The organism is Stappia sp. (genome assembly GCF_048268045.1).
GTDB lineage: Bacteria > Pseudomonadota > Alphaproteobacteria > Rhizobiales > Stappiaceae > Stappia.
In genome coordinates this window covers 276,872-293,638 of record NZ_JBLWWG010000007.1, presented here as the reverse complement: position 1 = coordinate 293,638, position 16,767 = coordinate 276,872, and the positions used below count along the sequence as shown (strand labels likewise).

18 protein-coding genes are annotated in these 16,767 nt (G+C 69.5%); 4 read left to right on the top strand and 14 right to left on the bottom strand.

From position 1 onward, the window contains the following. Positions 1-10: 10 nt before the first annotated feature. From ACN0WF_RS13725 to ACN0WF_RS13680, 10 genes are all read right to left on the bottom strand, one after another. Positions 11-3,976, bottom strand: coding sequence for a baseplate multidomain protein megatron (locus ACN0WF_RS13725; RefSeq protein ID WP_417773353.1), 3,966 nt, complete (start codon positions 3,974-3,976; stop codon positions 11-13). 2 nt (positions 3,977-3,978) lie between these two features. Further along, complete coding sequence (locus ACN0WF_RS13720) at positions 3,979-4,455, bottom strand: NlpC/P60 family protein (protein ID WP_063184956.1); 477 nt, start codon at positions 4,453-4,455, stop codon at positions 3,979-3,981. Continuing rightward, positions 4,452-5,336 (bottom strand): DUF2163 domain-containing protein, encoded by an 885-nt coding sequence (locus ACN0WF_RS13715; RefSeq protein WP_417773352.1) that lies wholly within the window; start codon positions 5,334-5,336, stop codon positions 4,452-4,454. The genes ACN0WF_RS13720 and ACN0WF_RS13715 overlap by 4 nt, the downstream gene beginning before the upstream one ends. Next, positions 5,333-5,959 carry a TIGR02217 family protein gene (locus tag ACN0WF_RS13710; protein ID WP_417773351.1) on the bottom strand — a complete coding sequence of 209 codons (627 nt, stop codon included), beginning with the start codon at positions 5,957-5,959 and terminating at the stop codon, positions 5,333-5,335. Before ACN0WF_RS13710 ends, ACN0WF_RS13715 begins: the two co-directional genes overlap by 4 nt. Beyond that, positions 5,959-8,394, bottom strand: coding sequence for a phage tail tape measure C-terminal domain-containing protein (locus ACN0WF_RS13705; protein ID WP_417773350.1), 2,436 nt, complete (start codon positions 8,392-8,394; stop codon positions 5,959-5,961). The genes ACN0WF_RS13710 and ACN0WF_RS13705 overlap by 1 nt, the downstream gene beginning before the upstream one ends. Then, entirely contained in the window at positions 8,387-8,545 is a 159-nt protein-coding gene (locus ACN0WF_RS13700) for a hypothetical protein (protein WP_417773349.1), read from the bottom strand. The genes ACN0WF_RS13705 and ACN0WF_RS13700 overlap by 8 nt, the downstream gene beginning before the upstream one ends. A gap of 68 nt (positions 8,546-8,613) precedes the next feature. Next, entirely contained in the window at positions 8,614-9,051 is a 438-nt protein-coding gene (locus tag ACN0WF_RS13695) for a hypothetical protein (RefSeq protein ID WP_417773348.1), read from the bottom strand. Next, positions 9,051-9,992, bottom strand: a complete 942-nt coding sequence (locus ACN0WF_RS13690; protein WP_417773347.1) for a phage tail tube protein — start codon at positions 9,990-9,992, stop codon at positions 9,051-9,053. Before ACN0WF_RS13690 ends, ACN0WF_RS13695 begins: the two co-directional genes overlap by 1 nt. 24 nt (positions 9,993-10,016) lie before the next feature. Next, entirely contained in the window at positions 10,017-10,433 is a 417-nt protein-coding gene (locus tag ACN0WF_RS13685; protein WP_417773346.1) for a hypothetical protein, read from the bottom strand. After that, entirely contained in the window at positions 10,430-10,855 is a 426-nt protein-coding gene (locus tag ACN0WF_RS13680) for a MerR family transcriptional regulator (RefSeq protein ID WP_062563550.1), read from the bottom strand. The genes ACN0WF_RS13685 and ACN0WF_RS13680 overlap by 4 nt, the downstream gene beginning before the upstream one ends. Positions 10,856-10,931: 76 nt before the next feature. Between ACN0WF_RS13680 and ACN0WF_RS13675 the strand changes: the two genes are divergently transcribed. From ACN0WF_RS13675 to merA, 4 genes are read left to right on the top strand one after another with little or no spacing between them, the layout of a single operon-like run. Then, the gene (locus tag ACN0WF_RS13675) at positions 10,932-11,321 is read left to right on the top strand and encodes a mercuric transporter MerT family protein (RefSeq protein ID WP_062563549.1); all 390 of its coding nucleotides are present in this window, start codon (positions 10,932-10,934) and stop codon (positions 11,319-11,321) included. Positions 11,322-11,339: 18 nt separating this feature from the next. Then, entirely contained in the window at positions 11,340-11,645 is a 306-nt protein-coding gene (locus ACN0WF_RS13670) for a heavy-metal-associated domain-containing protein (protein WP_062563548.1), read from the top strand. 4 nt (positions 11,646-11,649) lie between these two features. Further along, on the top strand, positions 11,650-11,883 hold the full coding sequence (gene merF / locus ACN0WF_RS13665; RefSeq protein WP_123644184.1) for a mercury resistance system transport protein MerF: 234 nt from the start codon (positions 11,650-11,652) through the stop codon (positions 11,881-11,883). A gap of 4 nt (positions 11,884-11,887) precedes the next feature. After that, positions 11,888-13,312, top strand: coding sequence for a mercury(II) reductase (gene merA / locus ACN0WF_RS13660; RefSeq protein ID WP_417773345.1), 1,425 nt, complete (start codon positions 11,888-11,890; stop codon positions 13,310-13,312). A 50-nt stretch (positions 13,313-13,362) separates the two neighbouring features. On the opposite strand, the gene ACN0WF_RS13655 is transcribed toward merA, so the two are convergent. From ACN0WF_RS13655 to ACN0WF_RS13640, 4 genes are all read right to left on the bottom strand, one after another. Further along, a complete protein-coding gene (locus ACN0WF_RS13655) occupies positions 13,363-13,992 on the bottom strand; it encodes a DUF6441 family protein (protein ID WP_062563545.1) in 630 nt (209 codons plus the stop codon). Next, on the bottom strand, positions 13,989-14,300 hold the full coding sequence (locus tag ACN0WF_RS13650; protein WP_062563544.1) for a head-tail joining protein: 312 nt from the start codon (positions 14,298-14,300) through the stop codon (positions 13,989-13,991). Before ACN0WF_RS13650 ends, ACN0WF_RS13655 begins: the two co-directional genes overlap by 4 nt. Beyond that, positions 14,300-14,635 (bottom strand): DUF2190 family protein, encoded by a 336-nt coding sequence (locus tag ACN0WF_RS13645; protein WP_062563543.1) that lies wholly within the window; start codon positions 14,633-14,635, stop codon positions 14,300-14,302. Before ACN0WF_RS13645 ends, ACN0WF_RS13650 begins: the two co-directional genes overlap by 1 nt. A gap of 74 nt (positions 14,636-14,709) precedes the next feature. Then, positions 14,710-16,764, bottom strand: a complete 2,055-nt coding sequence (locus ACN0WF_RS13640) for a prohead protease/major capsid protein fusion protein (RefSeq protein ID WP_417773344.1) — start codon at positions 16,762-16,764, stop codon at positions 14,710-14,712. Positions 16,765-16,767: the final 3 nt, after the last annotated feature.

The following is a 16,767-nucleotide window of genomic DNA, read 5'->3' as shown; positions in this document are numbered from 1 at the left end:
GGAGAAGCCTTCAGAACAAGAGCGTGACGGTCTTCGGCGCGCCTCGCCCGACGAGGGCGGAGAGCTGGAAGATGCGAATGTCGAGCGTGTCACCGGGGCCGAGTGGCGCGCCCCAGTCAGCGGTCTGCTGGGCGGCCGCGTAGGTCGCGCTGGTGGTAGCCACGCTCAGCACCCGCTTCACCGTGGCGCCGTCGAGGATCTCGACCTCGTAGGCCTCCAACTCTTCGGTCAGTGGCACATCCAACCCGCCCCAGCTGTCGGCCGCGAGCGCGCGCGACCGGCGCGTCCAGCGGATCGTCAGATCGCCAGGCGTGCGGGGCCTGCGCCACGGCTGCTCCACATGGGCGACGGAGAACGGCCGTAGCCCCACGCCCACTGGAGTGAAGGACTGCGCGACATAGGTCTCGTCGCTCACCGGGCGGCTCGCCGGGCCAATGCGCCAGTTCCACGGGATGCCGAGATCGACCTCGGCCATCGGCAGTGACGCGAGCGCGGTGTCTAGCACGACTACGCGGGCGCCAGCGGGCGCCGGGTTGCCCATGGCGCCCTCGGTGCCGCGCTTGCCCCGCAGCAAGCGTGTCAGACGATACCGGCCGGGCGCCAGCAGCTCGGCCGCACCCGCCTGGACGATCTCCCAAGCGCCGTGCGCGCTCTCGATCGCCAGCGCGTTGGCCCCGTCGAACAGCGTCAGGTCGGTGACGCTCTCCAGCGTGCCGGTGAGCAGATCGACCACCAGCGCATTGCCGAGGTCGAAGCGCGACGTCGGCCCCGCGAAGAAGTCGGCGACCAGCACCCCGATCCGGGCGCGGCTGCCGAACGTGGTCAGCAACTCGAAGCCATCGGTCGAGGGGCTGCGGAACACCGCCATCTCGCCCGGCCAGGGAACCGCGTGCGCGGCCGCGAAGGGCCGGTGCGCGGGCTGATCCTCGGTCAGCTGCGGCAGGTCCATCAGCACTGCATCCGGCGCGCCGAACACGACCGCCCGCGTCAACGACGCCGCGCGAGGGTCTCCGGGCGGCAGGTCGTAGGTCGCTCGGTCCTGGCGCACCGCCTCGATACCGCGCGCCTCCGCGTCGGCGATGGAGACGAGCCGCAGATCGACCAGCCGCCCGTCATGCTCCAGCCGGATCGCGTCGGCCGGGTCGAGCGCCAGGCGCGAGGGTGGCAGACGGAACGCCGCCGTCTCGCGACCCACCCACGCCTCCATCAGCGCACGGCGGCAGCGCCGCTCGGCTTCCTCGGGCGGCACGGCCATCGGGAAGGACTCGGAGGCGATCCGCGTCGTGTCCACGGTGATGCGCCGTGCCTCGACGAGGGCCGCATCGTAATCCTCATCCGCCCGCGCAACCTGCCATTTCAGCGCCTGTGGGAGTTCGGTCTCCTGGCCGCGGGTGAGTTCGAGGACATCGCCCTCGCGGGCGGCCACCAGATCGTCGGGCGCGAGGGTGGCGATCGAGGCCCGGCCGCGCATGACAAACCGGATCACCCCTTCGGTCTCGACCGCGTCGAAGCCGAAATGCCGCGACAGCGTGGTGATCGAAGCGCGCGGGCTTTCGAGCGCCGTGATGGCGTAGCCTTCGACCGCACCCCAGAGCCCGGTGACGTCGATGCGATCCTGGGACAGCCCGGCGCGCAGGCAGAGATGCCGGACGAGTGCGGCCAGGGACACCGCGCCGAGCCGACCGGTCAGCCAGTGCCCGAGCCGCCAGTTCGGCCCGTCGGTCCAGACGCCGATCAGTTCGGGGAAGAACGGATAGGGCCGCGCGTCCCAGGTCCAGGCGGCGCATTCCGGGACATGAACCATCCGGTCGCCATAGACTGAGGACACCGGATTGTTCGCCGCGTCGCCCCACCAGAGATACGTCGCCTCGAGATAGGCGCGCTGGATCGCATCGTCGCGCCAGCCCCGCGAGAAATGCGGCGTGAAGCTCTCGGACGACTTCGGATCGAAGAAGACATTCGGCTGGTTCGTGCCCCGGTCGATGGCCGGACATCCCAACTCGGTGAACCAGATGGGCTTGGACTGCGGCGCCCACGCGGTCGGCGTCCCGCTCTCCACCCCGCCCGGGCGGTCGTGGTGCGTGTTCGACCACCAGGCGCGGAGATCCTTGTAGCGGAACACCCACGGCTTGCTGGCAGCGCCATCCGTGATCGGCGTCCGGATCTGTGCCGAGCGATCCGCCGCGCTGGCATAGAACCAGTCGAAGCCTTCGCCGCCCGCGATGTTCGCCTGCAGATAGGCCCGGTCATAGATCGCGGGCCAGCCCTCGGCCGCGTCCGCATGCTCGAAGCCGTCGCGCCAGTCCGACAGCGGCATGTAATTGTCGATGCCGACGAAATCGATGTTGGCATCCGACCAGAGCGGGTCGAGGTGGAAGAACACGTCGCCGCTGCCGTCGCCAGGCTGGTGGCCAAAGTATTCCGACCAGTCGGCAGCGTAGCCGATCTGCGTCCCGGACCCGAGGATCGAGCGGACATCGCCGAGCAGATCCCGATACGCCTGTACGGCCGGATAGCTGCTGGCGCCCGAGCGGATCGTCGTCAGACCCGGCATCTCGGTGCCGATCAGGAAGGCATCGACCCCGCCCGCCGCCGCGCAGAGATGGGCGTAGTGCAGCACCATGCGGCGCAGGCCCCAGTCGCCGGACGGGCCGGTCCACGAAACCGACTGACCCGAGACGCTGAAGCTCGCGGGCGTCGCTGCACCGAACATGGCCGCGACCTGGCTTGCGGCCGTCGCGGACTTGTCCACGGTCCCTGCGAACCCCGCTGCAGGCGAACAGGTGATCCGCCCCCGCCAGGGGAAAGCGGGCTGGCCGGTCGCGGCGGCGTTGTCGGAATACGGGTTCGGCAGCGTGTTGCCGGGCGGTACGTCCATCAGAATGAAGGGATAGAAGGTGACGCGCAGCCCGCGCGCCTTCATCTCCTGGATCGCCTGTACCACGGCGAAGTCGGACGGTGTGCCGCCATAGACCGGGCGGTCCTGGTCGTCGCGGCTGACGAGGAAGGCATTGGCGCGGCTGACGCCATTGACCGACCAGCTGGCGGGCGTGGTCGATTTGGCCGACACCTCGACGCCCGGCCGCACCTTGCAGGATCCCGCGCGCAAATCGTCGCCGAACCACGCCACGACGAGGCTGACGCTCTCGACCGCCGGGGCCATGGCCTGCAGCCGGTCCAGCGCTTCGACCATATCAGTGGAGTCGGCGAGCGCGTTCAGGTTCTCCGGCACCGTTGCGCCGCCATCGGTCTTGCGGATGGCCTGCGTTGCATAGGTGAACTCGCCCGAGGCGGGGATCATGGTGACGGCGCGGGTCAGCCCCTCGGCGGTGTCGGGATCGGCGAGCGGTCGGAACACTTCGAAGGAGAGCTGCGGCAGGCGGTTGCCATAGGTCGAGAGCGCCAGTTCCTCGAAGACCACATAGGCCGTGCCGCGATAGGCGGGGGTGTTGGCCGCGCCCATCCTGGCCGCAATGAACGGGTCCGCCGTCTGCGCCTCGTCGCCGGGATACCAGCGCCAGGTGACGCCGGAGAGGTCCATCGGCTTGCCGTCGGCCCAGATGCGACCGATGCCGGTGATCGGGCCTTCGCAGAGCGCCACGGCGAAGGAGGCGTAGTACAGATACTCGGTCGTCTTGACCTTGCCGCCCCCGCCGCCCTTGCCGCCGCCCTGCGTGGTGGTCTTCGTCTCTTCGCGGAAATCGGTCGCCCAGATGATGTTGCCGCCCATCCGCATCCGGCCATAGAGCCGCGGGATCACAGCACCTTCGGTAGCCGAGGTGATGCGCAGCGTGTCGAGCCGCGCGCCCTCGATGCGCTGCGTCGGCGCCAGCGACGAAATGATCCAGCTGTCGACGACCGAACCGATGCTGGAGCCGATGAAGCCGCCGATGGTCGCGGCGCTGACACCGAGGATCGCACCGCCGATGGAACCGCCGATGGCGGCGCCGGCGACGCCGAGCACGAGAGTGGCCACTGTCAGGACTTCCTTTTGCGCCGCGCCTGCTTGCGTACGGAGGCGGACGGACGGGGAAACAGGAAAGCGAAGGCGATGCGCCGCCGCCAGACGGAGGAGAGCGGCTCCTCGATGACGCCGAGCCGCTCATAGGCGTGGATGAAGCTGCCGGGGTCGGAGATGATCCCGACATGCTTGGCGATGGCGCGGGGCTTCATGCGGAAGAGGACCAGCGCGCCGGCTTCGGCCGCCGCGGGGTCCACTTCGATCATCATGCGCCGTACGCCTTCGGCCAGCACCTCGCGCGGGCCGATCTCGCCCCAGTCCCGACTGTAGGGCGGGATCGGGAACGGCTCGGGGCCGACCACCTCGCGCCAGACGCCACGGGCGAGGCCGAGGCAGTCGCAGCCCACGCCGCGCAGGCTGGCCTGGTCGTGATAGGGCGTGCCGAGCCAGGACCGCGCCGCCGCGATCACCCGCTCCGGATCGGCGGCTCTCACAGCACGCTCCCGTCGTGCCCGCCGTCCTTCGTCGCGTAACGGAGAACGGCATCCTGGCCGGGGATATGCGGAAAGCCCCGGAAGTTGGCGACATTGGCGAACTTCGCGCCACAGGTCTCCATGCGCTTGTCGCAGCCCGCGCGGACGATAAGACCATCTCCCCCGGCGATGGGCCTCACTGGCGCTTCGAGCAGCGTCAGCACGGCGATGCCGTCGGTCAGGTCATGCGCGACGATCTCTGCACGCCGCCCGGCATTGGCGCCGCTGGTCCATTCGACCGTACCGAAGGTGAACCAGCCGGCGGCAAAGCCACCGAGGCCGGACGCCGTGAACGTCCGGTCACGCAGGAGGTCGATGACGGCGCCCGTTCCCCTGAAGGCCGATGCGTCCAGATCGACGCCGCAACGTCCGTCACCGAGCGCCGCGTCGCAAGTGGCCTGAAACGTCCGTCCGACCGTTTGTCCGAGGATATGTGCGAGCGAACGAACTTCTGCCACGAAGGCAAGCCGTCCCCGCCGGATCTGGCCGATCGCCCCGCGGCGCATCAGCACACGCTGCGCCGGATCGCTCCAGTTCACCCACCAGACATCGACCTCCGCGTTGTCCCAGCGGCCGTCGAGGATGTCGGTCTCGGTGATGCGGTCCGAGGTCAGCACCCCCTCGGCATCCTGCGCATCGACCGACAGGTCCGATCCCGACCGCACCTCGGATGCCGTGAGCCCGCTCTCGGGCTCGAAGTCGGTCCCGTCGAAGCTGAGCGTCCGGTCGTGGTCGGTGAAGCCGAAACTCGCGCCATCGGCGCGGGCGATACGCCAGCACCAGGCAAGCGTCGTCGTACCCTCGTCGAGATGGGCCTGCAGGGCGGAGTCGAGGGTCTTCATCGGCGCAGTTCCAGCAGCGGGATGGAGGTGATCGAGCCGAGCCGCTCGAGGTCGAGCGTCACGTCGAGCGCATCGGTGTCGAAACGGACCGGCACGTCGAACTCGAAGCCCGCGGTGATCGCGAGGCCGGAGCCCGGCGCCGCGGTGAAGGTGACGACGCCGGTCGTGGTGTCGACCGACCAGCCGGAGGGCTGCTCAGCCCCGGCGAGCGCGATGCGCACACTGCCCGCCACCGGCTTGGCGATGGCGCGCGTCCAGGATTGCGCGCCCGAGGAGTAGCGCTTCACGAGTTGGAACGCGGTCGTCGCGCCGTCGCCGGTGCCGATCGCCTGGTCGGTGGGCGATGCCGTGCCCGAGGGTAGACAGGACTTGTGGTCGCCCCAGTCCTTGAAGCGGAAGCCATGGAGGCGGCCATTCCGCGCCTCGAAGAAGGCAACCACCGCCGCCAGATCGTCAGCGCGGCGGATGCCGTAGGCGACATCGTAGCGGCGGCGCGAGTTGGCCCAGCTGGCGTTGCGCTCCTCGTCGCCCGAGGCTAGCTCGACGATTTGCGTGCGCCGCTCCGGCCCGCCTCGCGCGCCTCGGCTAATGTTGTCCGGGAAGCGGACCTCATGGAACGCCATTACATGCCCCTCCGCCCGAGCGACACCGCGCGGGCGATGTCCGCCGCGACCTGCGTGCGGGATTGCCGGAAACTCTCTGCGTCGCGGGCCATGATGGTGACGTTGATCCCGCCGCCCGCGCCGTAGCTATGTGCCTCGCGCCGCGACAGCACCCGCTCACCGCGTTGCAGGATCGCGGGCACCTCGTCGTGCCGAAGCCCCGCCATGCCGCCGGAATGCATCCGGGGCGCAGCGGCGAAAGCCATGGTCGGGACCATGCGGGAGGGTCCGGACGATCCGACCATGCCGCCCGCGTGCAAGATATTGGCGAAGATCCCGCCCGCACCGCCGAGCGCGCCCGAGAGCGCGTTGGCGATGGGGCCAAGGATGAAGCGCCGCGCCGCCAGCTTCGCCAGATCGGCGATGAGTGAGGTCACCAGATCGCGGAAGTTCAGCTTGCCGGTCTTCACGAACTCACCGACCGCGTCCTCCGCCGACTGAAACGCGCTGACGAGGCTCTGGCCGATATCGCCGCCGATCTCCCGGGCCCGGCTTGCATAATCCGAGAGCGCCGCTGTCACGGCCTGCCATCCGGTCAGCGCGCGCTCCGCCCCTTCGCCAGCGGCGGTTCCGGCGTCGCGGGCAGCACTTCCGGCGCCATTGGCGGCGGCTGCGGTATCGCCGAGCCCGGCCGCCAGTGCATCGGCGGAGGTCGCAGCGTCCGTCAGCGCGGCCTCGGCCTCCGCGCCGGAGCCAGTCACGGCATCCTTCAGCGCCAGCCAAGCAGAAAGCGGCCGGGTCGCGGCATCGGTCAACATGCCAGCGGCCTCGCGATAGGCATCGGCACGCGCGCGCGCGTCATCCGCCATCGCGCCGAGACCTAGATCCGGCGGTGCGATATAGGTCCGGGCGAGCGCGGCCGAAAACGCATCGGCTGCTGCGGTGCCCGCCGCCGTCGCAGCCCCTTCGAACGGGTTGTCGATCCGGCTTAGGTCCACCGCGTCGAGCGTGCCGATCCGCACGCCGCCTTCGCCGGTGGCCCATTCCGGCAACAAGGCCAGCGCGGCGTTCAGGGTTTCGATGAAGCTGTTGATGCGGGTTACGACGCCGTTCAGCATCGCCTCGACCCCGCCGATCAGCCCGTTCGCCGCTTGGTACGCGAAATCGCCGATGGCGCCTGGCAGGCTGCCCCAGATCGCCACCGCGCCGCCATAGGCGCCCTGGAAGATTGCGACAGTGCGGTCCCCGAACCCCACGACGCCCGCCACGGTACCGTCGAGCGCCGAAAGCGCGGCGGCCTTCAGCCCCTCCCAACCGGCCGCCATACGGGCCAGCGCGGCATCGAGCGCGAGCCCGATGCGCGACCAGACCTCGGAGGCCAGATCGGAGAGCAGCCGGAAGGCTTCGCCGACGCCACCCACCCGGGCGACGAATTGGGACAGCTGATAGATCAGTTCGCCCACGCCGACGATCAGCGCGCCGATGCCGGTGCGGATCAGCGCCCCGCGCAGCACGACGAGTGCGGTGGCGAACCCACGGACCGAGAGCGCGGCAGCGGCCAGCCCGGCGACCCAGCGGCCCGCGAGGAAGGTCGCGAAGGTTACGGCATAGGTGGTCAGGCGGCCGATATTGTCGAAAAGGCCGCGAATGGCGATGCCGAGTGGCCCGGTACGGCTGGCGATGGCCGCCATGGCATTGGCGACCGCCTCGAGGGCCGGGGCGGCAGCAACGGCCAGCTGGTTCGACAGCCCGCGCCAGATCAGCCCCAGCCTTGAGACGGCGTCGTTCGTCCGCTCGATCTGATCGGCATCCTGTTCGGAGACCACGACACCGAAGGCAAGCACGTCCTCCGTCGCCTGGCGCAGCGTCGCGGTGTCGATCCGTGACATCGCGATGGAGCCTTCCTCGCCGAAGAGCTGCCCGGCGACAGCTGCGCGCTCGGCGGCAGGCACGAAGTCCTCGATGGCGGCGTTGATCGCGCCGACCCGCTGATCCAGCGGCAGCGCAATCAGGTCGGTGGCGGAAAGGCCAAGCCGGACCAGCGCATCAGCGGCAGGGCCAGTCCCGGCGGCCGCCTGGCTGAGACGGCGCGTCAGATCCTTCGTCGCCTGCTCGATGCCGGACATGGAGACGCCCGCCAGTTCGCCCGCACGCTCCAGCGTCTGGATCGAGGCGACGGTGGTGCCGAGGGACTGCGCGAGCTTGGCCTGCGCATCGACCGTCTGCAGCCCGGAGCGGATCATCGCCACGCCAGCAGCCGCGGCAGCCGCCACGGCGGCGGCCGCCGCAACCCGGACCCGGCGTGAGAAAGCCGCGAGCCGGGCGTTCGCAGCCTCCATCTCCCGGCTCAGCCTTCCGAAGCCACGCGACCCGGCCTCGCCCACGCCTTCCAGCTCGGCGCGAACCTGTCGCCCGCCCACGGCCGCGAGGCGGACGCTGACCCTCTTCTCAGCCATGGGAGTGATCCATCTGTTCGTTGAGTTTTGCGACCATCACCGCCTCGATGACGGGCAGCAGTTCGGCCGTGACGAGCGGCGGTACGCCGAGGGCGTCACCGAGCGCGAGCGCGGCCGACATATCCCAGCCGATCACGGCGCCGGGCAGCACGCGGAGCTGCCCACCAAGGCGACCGACGAGGTCCCAGACCTGCCAACCCTCCGGTGTTTCCGGACGGTTCAGCCGCGCCGGGCAGTCCGGGCAGGCTTGCGCACAGGCTTCGCAGTAGCGCTCGCCCCCGCCGAAGGACCATTCGGCGAGGGCGCGGAGGCGTTTTTTTCCTGCTCCAGCAGCAGGCCTTTCGAGACGTAGGTCAGCTGGAAGGCCTCGAAGATCGGCCAGACATCGAGCAGCGCGTCGATGGCCTCGGGGTTGGGATCAATGGGATTGCCGTCAGCATCGCCGATGCCCTCCCAAGCGAGCACCGCCCGCCGCGCGAGAGACTTGGCGAAGGCGACGGCGCGTTCCTCGTCGGAGGCTTCCTCGGGCAACCCCTCGACGGCCGGATCGCTGCGGGTCGCCACCATCAGTGCGGTGGTCAGCGGGCGCAGCTGCACCCGGACGCCAGGGGCAAGGTCATGCCAGCGCGGCGCGTTGGTCAGGTCGAGCGTCAGCATCAGTAACTCTCCACATCGTTCACGAGGGTTGCGGTGCATATCCGGCCGACGGTGCTGCCGCGCGCGGCCTGCCAGTCGAAGGTCGCCTGCACCCCTTGCGGCCCGGAAATCTCGATGCGCGGGCGCGGCAGGTAGACGGCGTGCACGGTGAAGGTGAAGCTCTCGCCGGACGGCAGGACGTAGGCGAATTCCATCTCGCAGGCCTCGCCGTTGATCGCCTGCGTCACCAGCGTCTGGTCGGCGAAGCGCACATCGATCCGGCCGGTCAGCGCGGCGATGGACGGGTCCGCCCCGTCGATGCGGCCGTCCGAGCGGATGGTCTCGATCCGGTCGAGATTGTTGGCGTAGGTGATCTCGGCCGAGACCACGTTGCCGAGAGCCGTGCCGTTGCGCGCAATCGCCCCGTTGAAATGGCCGAAGCGCTTCAACTCAAGTGCGGCCGGTGTTCCCGCGCTCGTCGTGGTCCCGACCGTCTCGCCCTGCGCCACCAGCCGCGCGGTGGCGGTCAACAGCCCCGAGCGCTGCATCTGCCAGGTGATCTGGTCGAGCACGCAGCCCGAGTACATCGCAAAGCGCGGCACCTCCGGCATGCCGGTTTCGATCGACATGCTGGGCAGCGTCCAGGATCCCGACTGGAACTCGTGGCTGTACGGGGCTTCCGCGCCCGTAGTCGTGGGCGCGCCGAAGGCCGCCTTGAGCCAGAAGCCGAACGCCTCGGCGTCGAGCGGCACGACGACATCGCCATCGGCAGTTACCGCGTCCTTGATCGGCGCCAGCGGATCGCGGCCGTAGCCGAGAAGCTCCGAGTTCAGCAGCGGCTGCTCCGCCCCCAGCGAGGTGCTGGCGAAGGGCATCTTCGTGAAACCGCTCGCGGGCGGCGTGCCATAGACGGTCTCGAACGCAAGCGCCATCTGCGCCCGCGCCCCCTGGGCTCGTGCCATGGTGTTCTCCTCGGGTTTTCGGGATTAGCCGAGCGGGTCGGCCGTGGAATAGTGCAGCACCACTGGGATGACGGCGGCCTTCAGGCTGGCCGCGCCCTCGACCGGCAGGTCCACGGGGCGCGGCGCTTCCGCCTCGACCCAGTCGCAGAGCCCGCCCAGCGTGCGGTCGGCGGCGAGCGCTGCGCCGATGCTGGCGGTCAGCGTGTCAAAGGCGGCGTCGCGATCGGCACCCTGAACGACCGCCTCGATCTCGGCTCGGTGCTGGTAGTGATAGCGCAGCGGCGACAGCGTGACTTCGGGCGCACCTGGTTCGCCATCGCGCAGGATCATCAGGCCCTCGACCGGCATGCGCTCGGGCAGCACGTCCCCGCGCAGAGCGGTGGCGGGCAGCGCCGAGAGCCGCGCGTGCAGCGCGACGAGGATGGTTTCGCGAGGTGTCATGGGTCGGCCGAGTTGGAAATCGCGTCGAGCACCGGACAATCGGGGACTTCGGCGCCCGAACACCTGGATGCAGTTGTAGCGAGGACGGATTCGATACGCCGAAGATCCGCGATCCTCGCGCGGACATCGGCAAGGTGCCGCTCCGTCCGTTCCTTGACCTCGGCGCAGGTCGGCGCGGCGCCGTCGCCGAGCCCCATCAGCCCGCGGATGTCCTCCATCGAGAACCCGAGTTCGCGGGCGCGCAGGATGAAGCGGAGGCGTGTGGCGTGTGCGGCGGAATAGACCCGGTAGCCGGCGTCCGTGCGGGGCGGGTCGGGCAGCAGGCCGGTCTTCTCGTAATAGCGGATCGTCTCGATGTTGCAGCCGGTCGCCCGGGCCAGGTCGCCGCGTGTGAAGCCGCTCTCGCGCTCGTGATCGGTCATGGGCAAGTTTCCTCTTGAGCCTGTAGTTGCTACAGACCCTACACCCATCGTCAATCACAGACGAGAGGTGCGCGACATGGCGCTGACAGACGACAGAACGGACAGCACGGGCGCGGATCGCCCCGCCCGAAAGGGCTGGCTCGCGGCGGGCGGTGTGGTGGGCGCCTTTCTCGCCTCGGCCTGCTGCATCGGGCCGCTGGTGCTTCTGACTCTCGGCATCTCGGGCGCCTGGATCGGCAACCTGACGGCTCTGGAGCCTTACAAGCCGATCTTCGCCGTGATCGCGCTCGGCTTCATCGCGGCGGGTTTCTGGCAGGTCTATTTCCGCAAGCCAACCGTCTGCGAACCCGGTTCCTACTGCGCAAGGCCAGCATCGGCGCGCATCACCAAGTCGGCTCTCTGGGCCTCCCTGATCCTCGTTCTCGCAGCCCTCACCATCGACTGGTGGGCCCCGCTTCTCTACTGACCCCGAAAGGACATCCACATGAAGAAGATCCTTGCACTCGCCTTGTTCGGCCTGACCGCCGTTGTGCCGATCACCGCCATCCCTGTTGCCGCGCAGACCGTCGCCGCCGAGCAGACCGTCACCTTCGCGGTGGACAACATGACCTGCGCGCTCTGCCCAGTCACCGTGAAGCGTGCGATGGAGGGCGTCGCGGGCGTGCGCGCCGTCGAGATCGACTTCGATGCCCGCACCGCCACGGTGATCTTCGACACCGCCGCGACGAGCGCCGACGCCATCGCGACCGCGTCGGCCAATGCAGGCTACCCGGCGCGTGTCGCGGGCTGACGAGATGACCGAGCAGTCCGACCGCAAGCTGATCGCGACAGGGATCGTCGGCACCGTCATCGCGGCGCTCTGCTGCTTCACTCCGGTGCTGGTGGTGCTTCTGGGTGCCGTGGGCCTGTCGGCCTGGCTGGGTTGGCTCGACTACGTTCTGCTGCCCGCGCTCGCCTTTTTCGTCGCGCTGACCGTGTACGCGGTCTGGAGACGGCAGCGGCGCCAGACCACTCGAACGGATGGATGACTTGATGAAAGACGATTGCTGCGCGCCCAAGGGCGATTTCGACCTTGCCGTGATCGGCGCCGGATCGGCCGGGTTCTCCGCCGCGATCACCGCCGCCGAGGGAGGCAAGCGCGTCGCGCTGATCGGCCATGGCACCATCGGCGGGACCTGCGTGAACGTGGGCTGTGTGCCCTCCAAGACGATGATCCGGGCCGCGGAAGCCCTGCACGGTGCGCAGACAGCACATCGGTTCCCGGGCCTGAACAGCGAGGCGCAGGTCGCCGACTGGTCGGCGCTGATTGCGGCCAAGGACGATCTTGTCGCGACACTGCGCCAGAAGAAGTACGCCGATCTGCTGCCGGGCTACGGCAGTGTGACCTATCTCGACGAGGGTCCGGCGCGTCTCGTCCTCGGCGGGGTCGAGGTCGGCGGGCGCAGGATCACGGCTCCCAAGGTGATCGTCGCGACCGGTGGCCGACCCGCCGTGCCCGACATCCCTGGGATCCAGGACGCACCAACGCTCGACAGCACGTCGCTGCTGGAGCTGGACCGGTTGCCCGAAAGCCTGATCTTCCTCGGCGGCGGCTACATCGGCGTGGAGCTGGCGCAGATGATGGCGCGGATGGGCACCCGCGTCACCATTGTCTGCCGCTCGCGCCTGCTGCCGCGCACAGAGCCGGAGGTGTCCCGGGCGCTGACGGAGACGCTGCGCGCCGAGGGCGTCGCGGTTGTCGATGGCGCGACCTACGACGCCGCACGGCGCGACGGGGCCCGTGCGGTCCTGACGGTGACGGTGGACGGCGCAGACCGCGATCTGACGGCCGACCGCCTCGTCCTGACGACGGGACGCGCAGCCAACACCGAGGGGCTGGGCCTCGCGGAGATGGGCGTCGAGACCGACGCGCGTGGCGCGATCCGGGTGGGCGACGACATGCAGACCACGAAGGCCGGCATCTTCGCGGCGGGCGATGTGACCGACCGCGACCAGTTCGTCTACATGGCCGCCTATGGCGCCAAGCTCGCGTCCCGCAACGCCGTTCTGGGCGGGGCGGAGCGCTACGACAACGCCGCGATGCCGTGGGTGGTGTTCACCGATCCGCAGGTCGCCGGCGTCGGGCTGACCGAGGCGCAGGCGCGCGCCGCGGGTCATGACGTCAAGACCAGTGTGCTGACGCTCGACAACGTGCCCCGCGCGCTCGCCGCCCGCGACACGCGCGGCCTGATCAAGCTCGTCGCGGACCGGGCGACCGACCGCCTCCTGGGCGGCGTGATCATGGCGCCGGAGGGAGCCGACAGTGTCCAGACGCTCGCCATGGCGCTCAAGTTCGGCATGACGACAAAGGCGCTCGGCGAGACGATCTTCCCCTATCTGACCACGGTAGAGGGGCTGAAGCTCGCCGCGCAGACCTTCGACAAGGATGTCGCGAAGCTGTCGTGCTGCGCGGGGTAACCCGAGCCGTCGGTTTCGTGGCTGCCGAGCAAGATTGCGCATCGATGCGATCACAACCTACCCCCCACCCAGTTCGCCACGATCAGCCCCGGCACGCTGTCCAACGCCCGGTCTGCATCCCGCGCCAGATCCAGCCGCTTCGGCAGCTTGACCTGCGGCACCAGCAGGAAGATCGGCGCAGTGACCTTTCCGCGCCCGGTCTTCGACCGCGACACCACCGCCTGGCCTTTCGTGTTCAGCCGCCCCTCGGCGACCAGCAGGCTGGGGCCCGTCCGGCGATAGACGAAACGCAGGCGGAGGCCGCGTCGCCGCTCCCATTCACCGGGGGTGATCCGGCCGCCGCGCAGGGATTTGCCCGCCGCGGGCAGCGGGATCGCCAGCCAGAACCCGTTCTTCGATCGGATCAGCGGCCCGGTGTCATGCGCACCGACGATTACCGGCGCCTTCGACCAGACCAGCGCCGCAGCCTCAAGGCTCTCGCCCGACCTCGGGAAGTTCTGGCTCCGGATCGAGTTGGCGAGCCGTGTACCAAGCCCCGCGCCGGTGATCTGCAACCGCCACGCCGTCTTCAGCCCAGTCCCGGCCTCGCGAATGGCGGCGGTGACGGCCCGTTCACCCGCCGCGACCTCGGCCGCCATCATCGCGACGATGTCGGGATCGATGTCGAGCTTCAGTTTCACGCGGGCCTCAGGTCGACGGTCCAGACCAGCCGCTCGCGGTCGCGGACCGGCTCGCCCTGTATGAGGAAGGCGTCGCCGTCGATCTCGATGCGGTCGCCGGGACGCGGGTTCGCCACCTCGGCCACGCGCAGGTCGATCCGGGTGGTTTCGGACCAGAGCCGCGCGTCGCCGAAGTCGGTGACCGCGTCGGCGCGACGGGCGACGGCACGCACCAGCACGGGTGTACCGCCGTCGGCGATGTAGACCGCGTCCCGGCCGATGTTCGGATCGGCGAAGAGCGCGCCGATGGCGGCGGCGAAGGCCGACATCAGAACGTCGCGTTCAGGCGCACCCGGCCGATGGTGTCGCCGGCGCCGCTCGCCACCGCCTCGACGGCCGCGCCGATGAGGGTGTTGTCGGTCGCGACGGTCGTGGTGCGCTTGTTGGTGTCGTCCCAATAGACCTTGGCGCCAACCGTCCACGCCTGGGAGCCGACCTTGGTGATGTCGAACACGCCGACGAGCGCGGTCTCGACGGGCTCGCCAATGGCGGCGGCACCCGCGGCGATGCCGAAGATGGAGCCGACGAGCAGGCCATCGCCGGAGGCGACGGCATAGGGCGCGGTCAGGGTGATGGTGTTGCCGGGCTGGACGTAGGTTTTCATGATGGGGATCCTCGTGGAAAGACGAAGGGCGGCCCGTCAGGACCGCCCGTGTGTCAGGGTTCAGGAAGCGCGCCTTACGCGCCCGGGTTCTTGTAGAGGCCGCGCCAGTCGATGGCCTTGGCTCCGAAGTCGAGGCGGCACTTGATCTCGACCCCGTCGACGTCGAAGCCGTTGCGCGTCTCGATATAGGCGCCCTGCTGGCCCTCGAGATAGGCGTACTCGATGGTGTCGATCTGGTTCGGGCTGGCCGCCAGATACCAGGCGGTCTCGCTGGCGGCGTCGAGCCGGGGCTCGCTGATCGGCGCCAGCGTCCTGATCGACTGCGGCACCACGCTGGACGTCGCGGCGGGCACGAGGTTCTGGGCCACCAGCTGTTCGGCTTTCAGTTCCAGTGAGGCCGGCACGATCAGGAAGGCAGGCCGGACGTTCAGCACCGTCTTCTTGTCGAGGCCGGTCTGCTTGGCCATCGCCGCGCGCGCCGCTCCGACGCTGCTGACATCGAGCGCCGCGCCGGTGCCTGCCAGGTTCTTGTGGGTGGTGTGGAAGAGCGCATTGCCGTCGGCCATCGCCGGGTTGGCGGTGATGATGCCCCAGACCACGTCCGACTCCAGCTGGGCGATGGAGTTGCCGTACATCGCCGGGATCCGGGTGAAGGCGTCCAGATCGTCGTTGATCAGGGTCTGGCGGGTGATCGCGACCACCCGGCCATAAGTCTTGACCTTGTAGCTCTCCTTGCTCTCCCCCAGCGTCCCGCGCTTGAACTCACCGCTCTCGCCGACCTCCAGCAGCTGCGGGGCTTCGCCGAGCTGCACCCGGTGCATCGCCTTGAAGTCGGTGGCGAGCACCTGGCGGCAGAACAGCATGAAGGTGCGGGGATAGGCCTCGTAGGCCTGCCGCAGGGTCTTGTTGGTGACCGCCGACAGGATCTCGGGGAAGTCCGAGGTCGAATGCAGGGCGCGCGTCGCCACCTCGTCACGCGACAGGCCCCGCGTGTTGACCCCGGCATTGCCGAGGCTTTCGCGGGCGAGTTCCAGCAGCGTCATGCCGCGATACTGGCGGGCGGCGTCCTCCAGCTGGAACAGCGTCGGGCTGTAGCGGTGCAGCAGCGCGTTCGCCACCGCGTCGCGCCGGGTGATGCGCTCGTCCCGGCCGCCGAGCGGGACGGAGACGTGCGGGAAGGTCCGGGTCTCGTCGGATTTCGCGGCGACCTGGTCGAGGATCAGGCGGCGGGATTCGTCGACGCTGACGCCGCGCTTGACCAGATCCTCGGCGAAGCCGCGCTCGAGGTTCAGCCGCCCGGCCAGATCGTAAATGGTGGAGACGCGGTCGCGCTCGGCCTCGCGGGCGCGGGTGGCGACCACTTCGGTATCGGGCGCGGGAGTTACCTGCGTCTTCTGGCTGCGCGTCTCGCTGGCCGCGACCTTCGGGTCGGGCGCAGCCGGTTTCGGCTCGGTCATGGGGGTGTCCTCGGTTTCGACCGGCGCGGTCGGCTGGGTGTTGGCGGGGGTTGCGGCGTCGCTCGCCGGGGTCTGGGTCGTGTCCGTCATCGGGATCGGTCCTTTCGTGGTGGAAGGGGCGTCCCGGCGGTGGAGGACGCAGTCGTGAAGGGGGTGCTGGGCGCGGAAGCCCGCTGCTGGGTCGGCTCCGACCGCGACGGCGGAGACCTCGAAGGGCGTCCAGTCCACCGCGCGCCAGAGCTCGCGGGCGCCATCAGGCTTCGAGATATCAAACCGGTGGACCTGGTAGCCGATGGAGACGGCGCGGATGTGCCCCGCCTGGATGTCGCGCCAGATCGGCTCGACATCGGCACGCTCGCTGATCCGGACCAAGGCGATGCCGCGACCGTTCTCGATCCGGGCCGAGCCCGGCACGACCGAGCCGATCACCGCGTCGAGCGTGTCGAGCTCGTGCACCTTCAGGAACGGCGCGCCCGCGTTCAGCCGGTCGAGCCGGACATGGGCCGGGTCGAGGCTGAGTTCCTCGTCATAAGGCTCGCCGAAGAAGGTGGCACGGCGGACGCGAGCCCCGGCCGACCAGACCACCTCGACGGTGCGGTTGTCGGCATCGGCCGTGTTCGGCGCAAGCTCCGCCGACCGGCGCATGGCCGGCAGTTCGATCATCGTGTCCATGAA

What these genes read in the sequence shown, in the direction of transcription:
- ACN0WF_RS13715 (WP_417773352.1), bottom strand. Translation starts at nt 5,336, where the DNA reads ATGAAGACCCTCGACTCCGCCCTGCAGGCCCATCTCGACGAGGGTACG.
- ACN0WF_RS13710 (WP_417773351.1), bottom strand. Translation starts at nt 5,959, where the DNA reads ATGGCGTTCCATGAGGTCCGCTTCCCGGACAACATTAGCCGAGGCGCG.
- ACN0WF_RS13705 (WP_417773350.1), bottom strand. Translation starts at nt 8,394, where the DNA reads ATGGCTGAGAAGAGGGTCAGCGTCCGCCTCGCGGCCGTGGGCGGGCGA.
- ACN0WF_RS13695 (WP_417773348.1), bottom strand. Translation starts at nt 9,051, where the DNA reads ATGCTGACGCTCGACCTGACCAACGCGCCGCGCTGGCATGACCTTGCC.
- ACN0WF_RS13690 (WP_417773347.1), bottom strand. Translation starts at nt 9,992, where the DNA reads ATGGCACGAGCCCAGGGGGCGCGGGCGCAGATGGCGCTTGCGTTCGAG.
- ACN0WF_RS13685 (WP_417773346.1), bottom strand. Translation starts at nt 10,433, where the DNA reads ATGACACCTCGCGAAACCATCCTCGTCGCGCTGCACGCGCGGCTCTCG.
- ACN0WF_RS13680 (WP_062563550.1), bottom strand. Translation starts at nt 10,855, where the DNA reads ATGACCGATCACGAGCGCGAGAGCGGCTTCACACGCGGCGACCTGGCC.
- ACN0WF_RS13675 (WP_062563549.1), top strand. Translation starts at nt 10,932, where the DNA reads ATGGCGCTGACAGACGACAGAACGGACAGCACGGGCGCGGATCGCCCC.
- ACN0WF_RS13670 (WP_062563548.1), top strand. Translation starts at nt 11,340, where the DNA reads ATGAAGAAGATCCTTGCACTCGCCTTGTTCGGCCTGACCGCCGTTGTG.
- merF (WP_123644184.1), top strand. Translation starts at nt 11,650, where the DNA reads ATGACCGAGCAGTCCGACCGCAAGCTGATCGCGACAGGGATCGTCGGC.
- merA (WP_417773345.1), top strand. Translation starts at nt 11,888, where the DNA reads ATGAAAGACGATTGCTGCGCGCCCAAGGGCGATTTCGACCTTGCCGTG.
- ACN0WF_RS13650 (WP_062563544.1), bottom strand. Translation starts at nt 14,300, where the DNA reads ATGTCGGCCTTCGCCGCCGCCATCGGCGCGCTCTTCGCCGATCCGAAC.
- ACN0WF_RS13645 (WP_062563543.1), bottom strand. Translation starts at nt 14,635, where the DNA reads ATGAAAACCTACGTCCAGCCCGGCAACACCATCACCCTGACCGCGCCC.
- ACN0WF_RS13640 (WP_417773344.1), bottom strand. Translation starts at nt 16,764, where the DNA reads ATGGACACGATGATCGAACTGCCGGCCATGCGCCGGTCGGCGGAGCTT.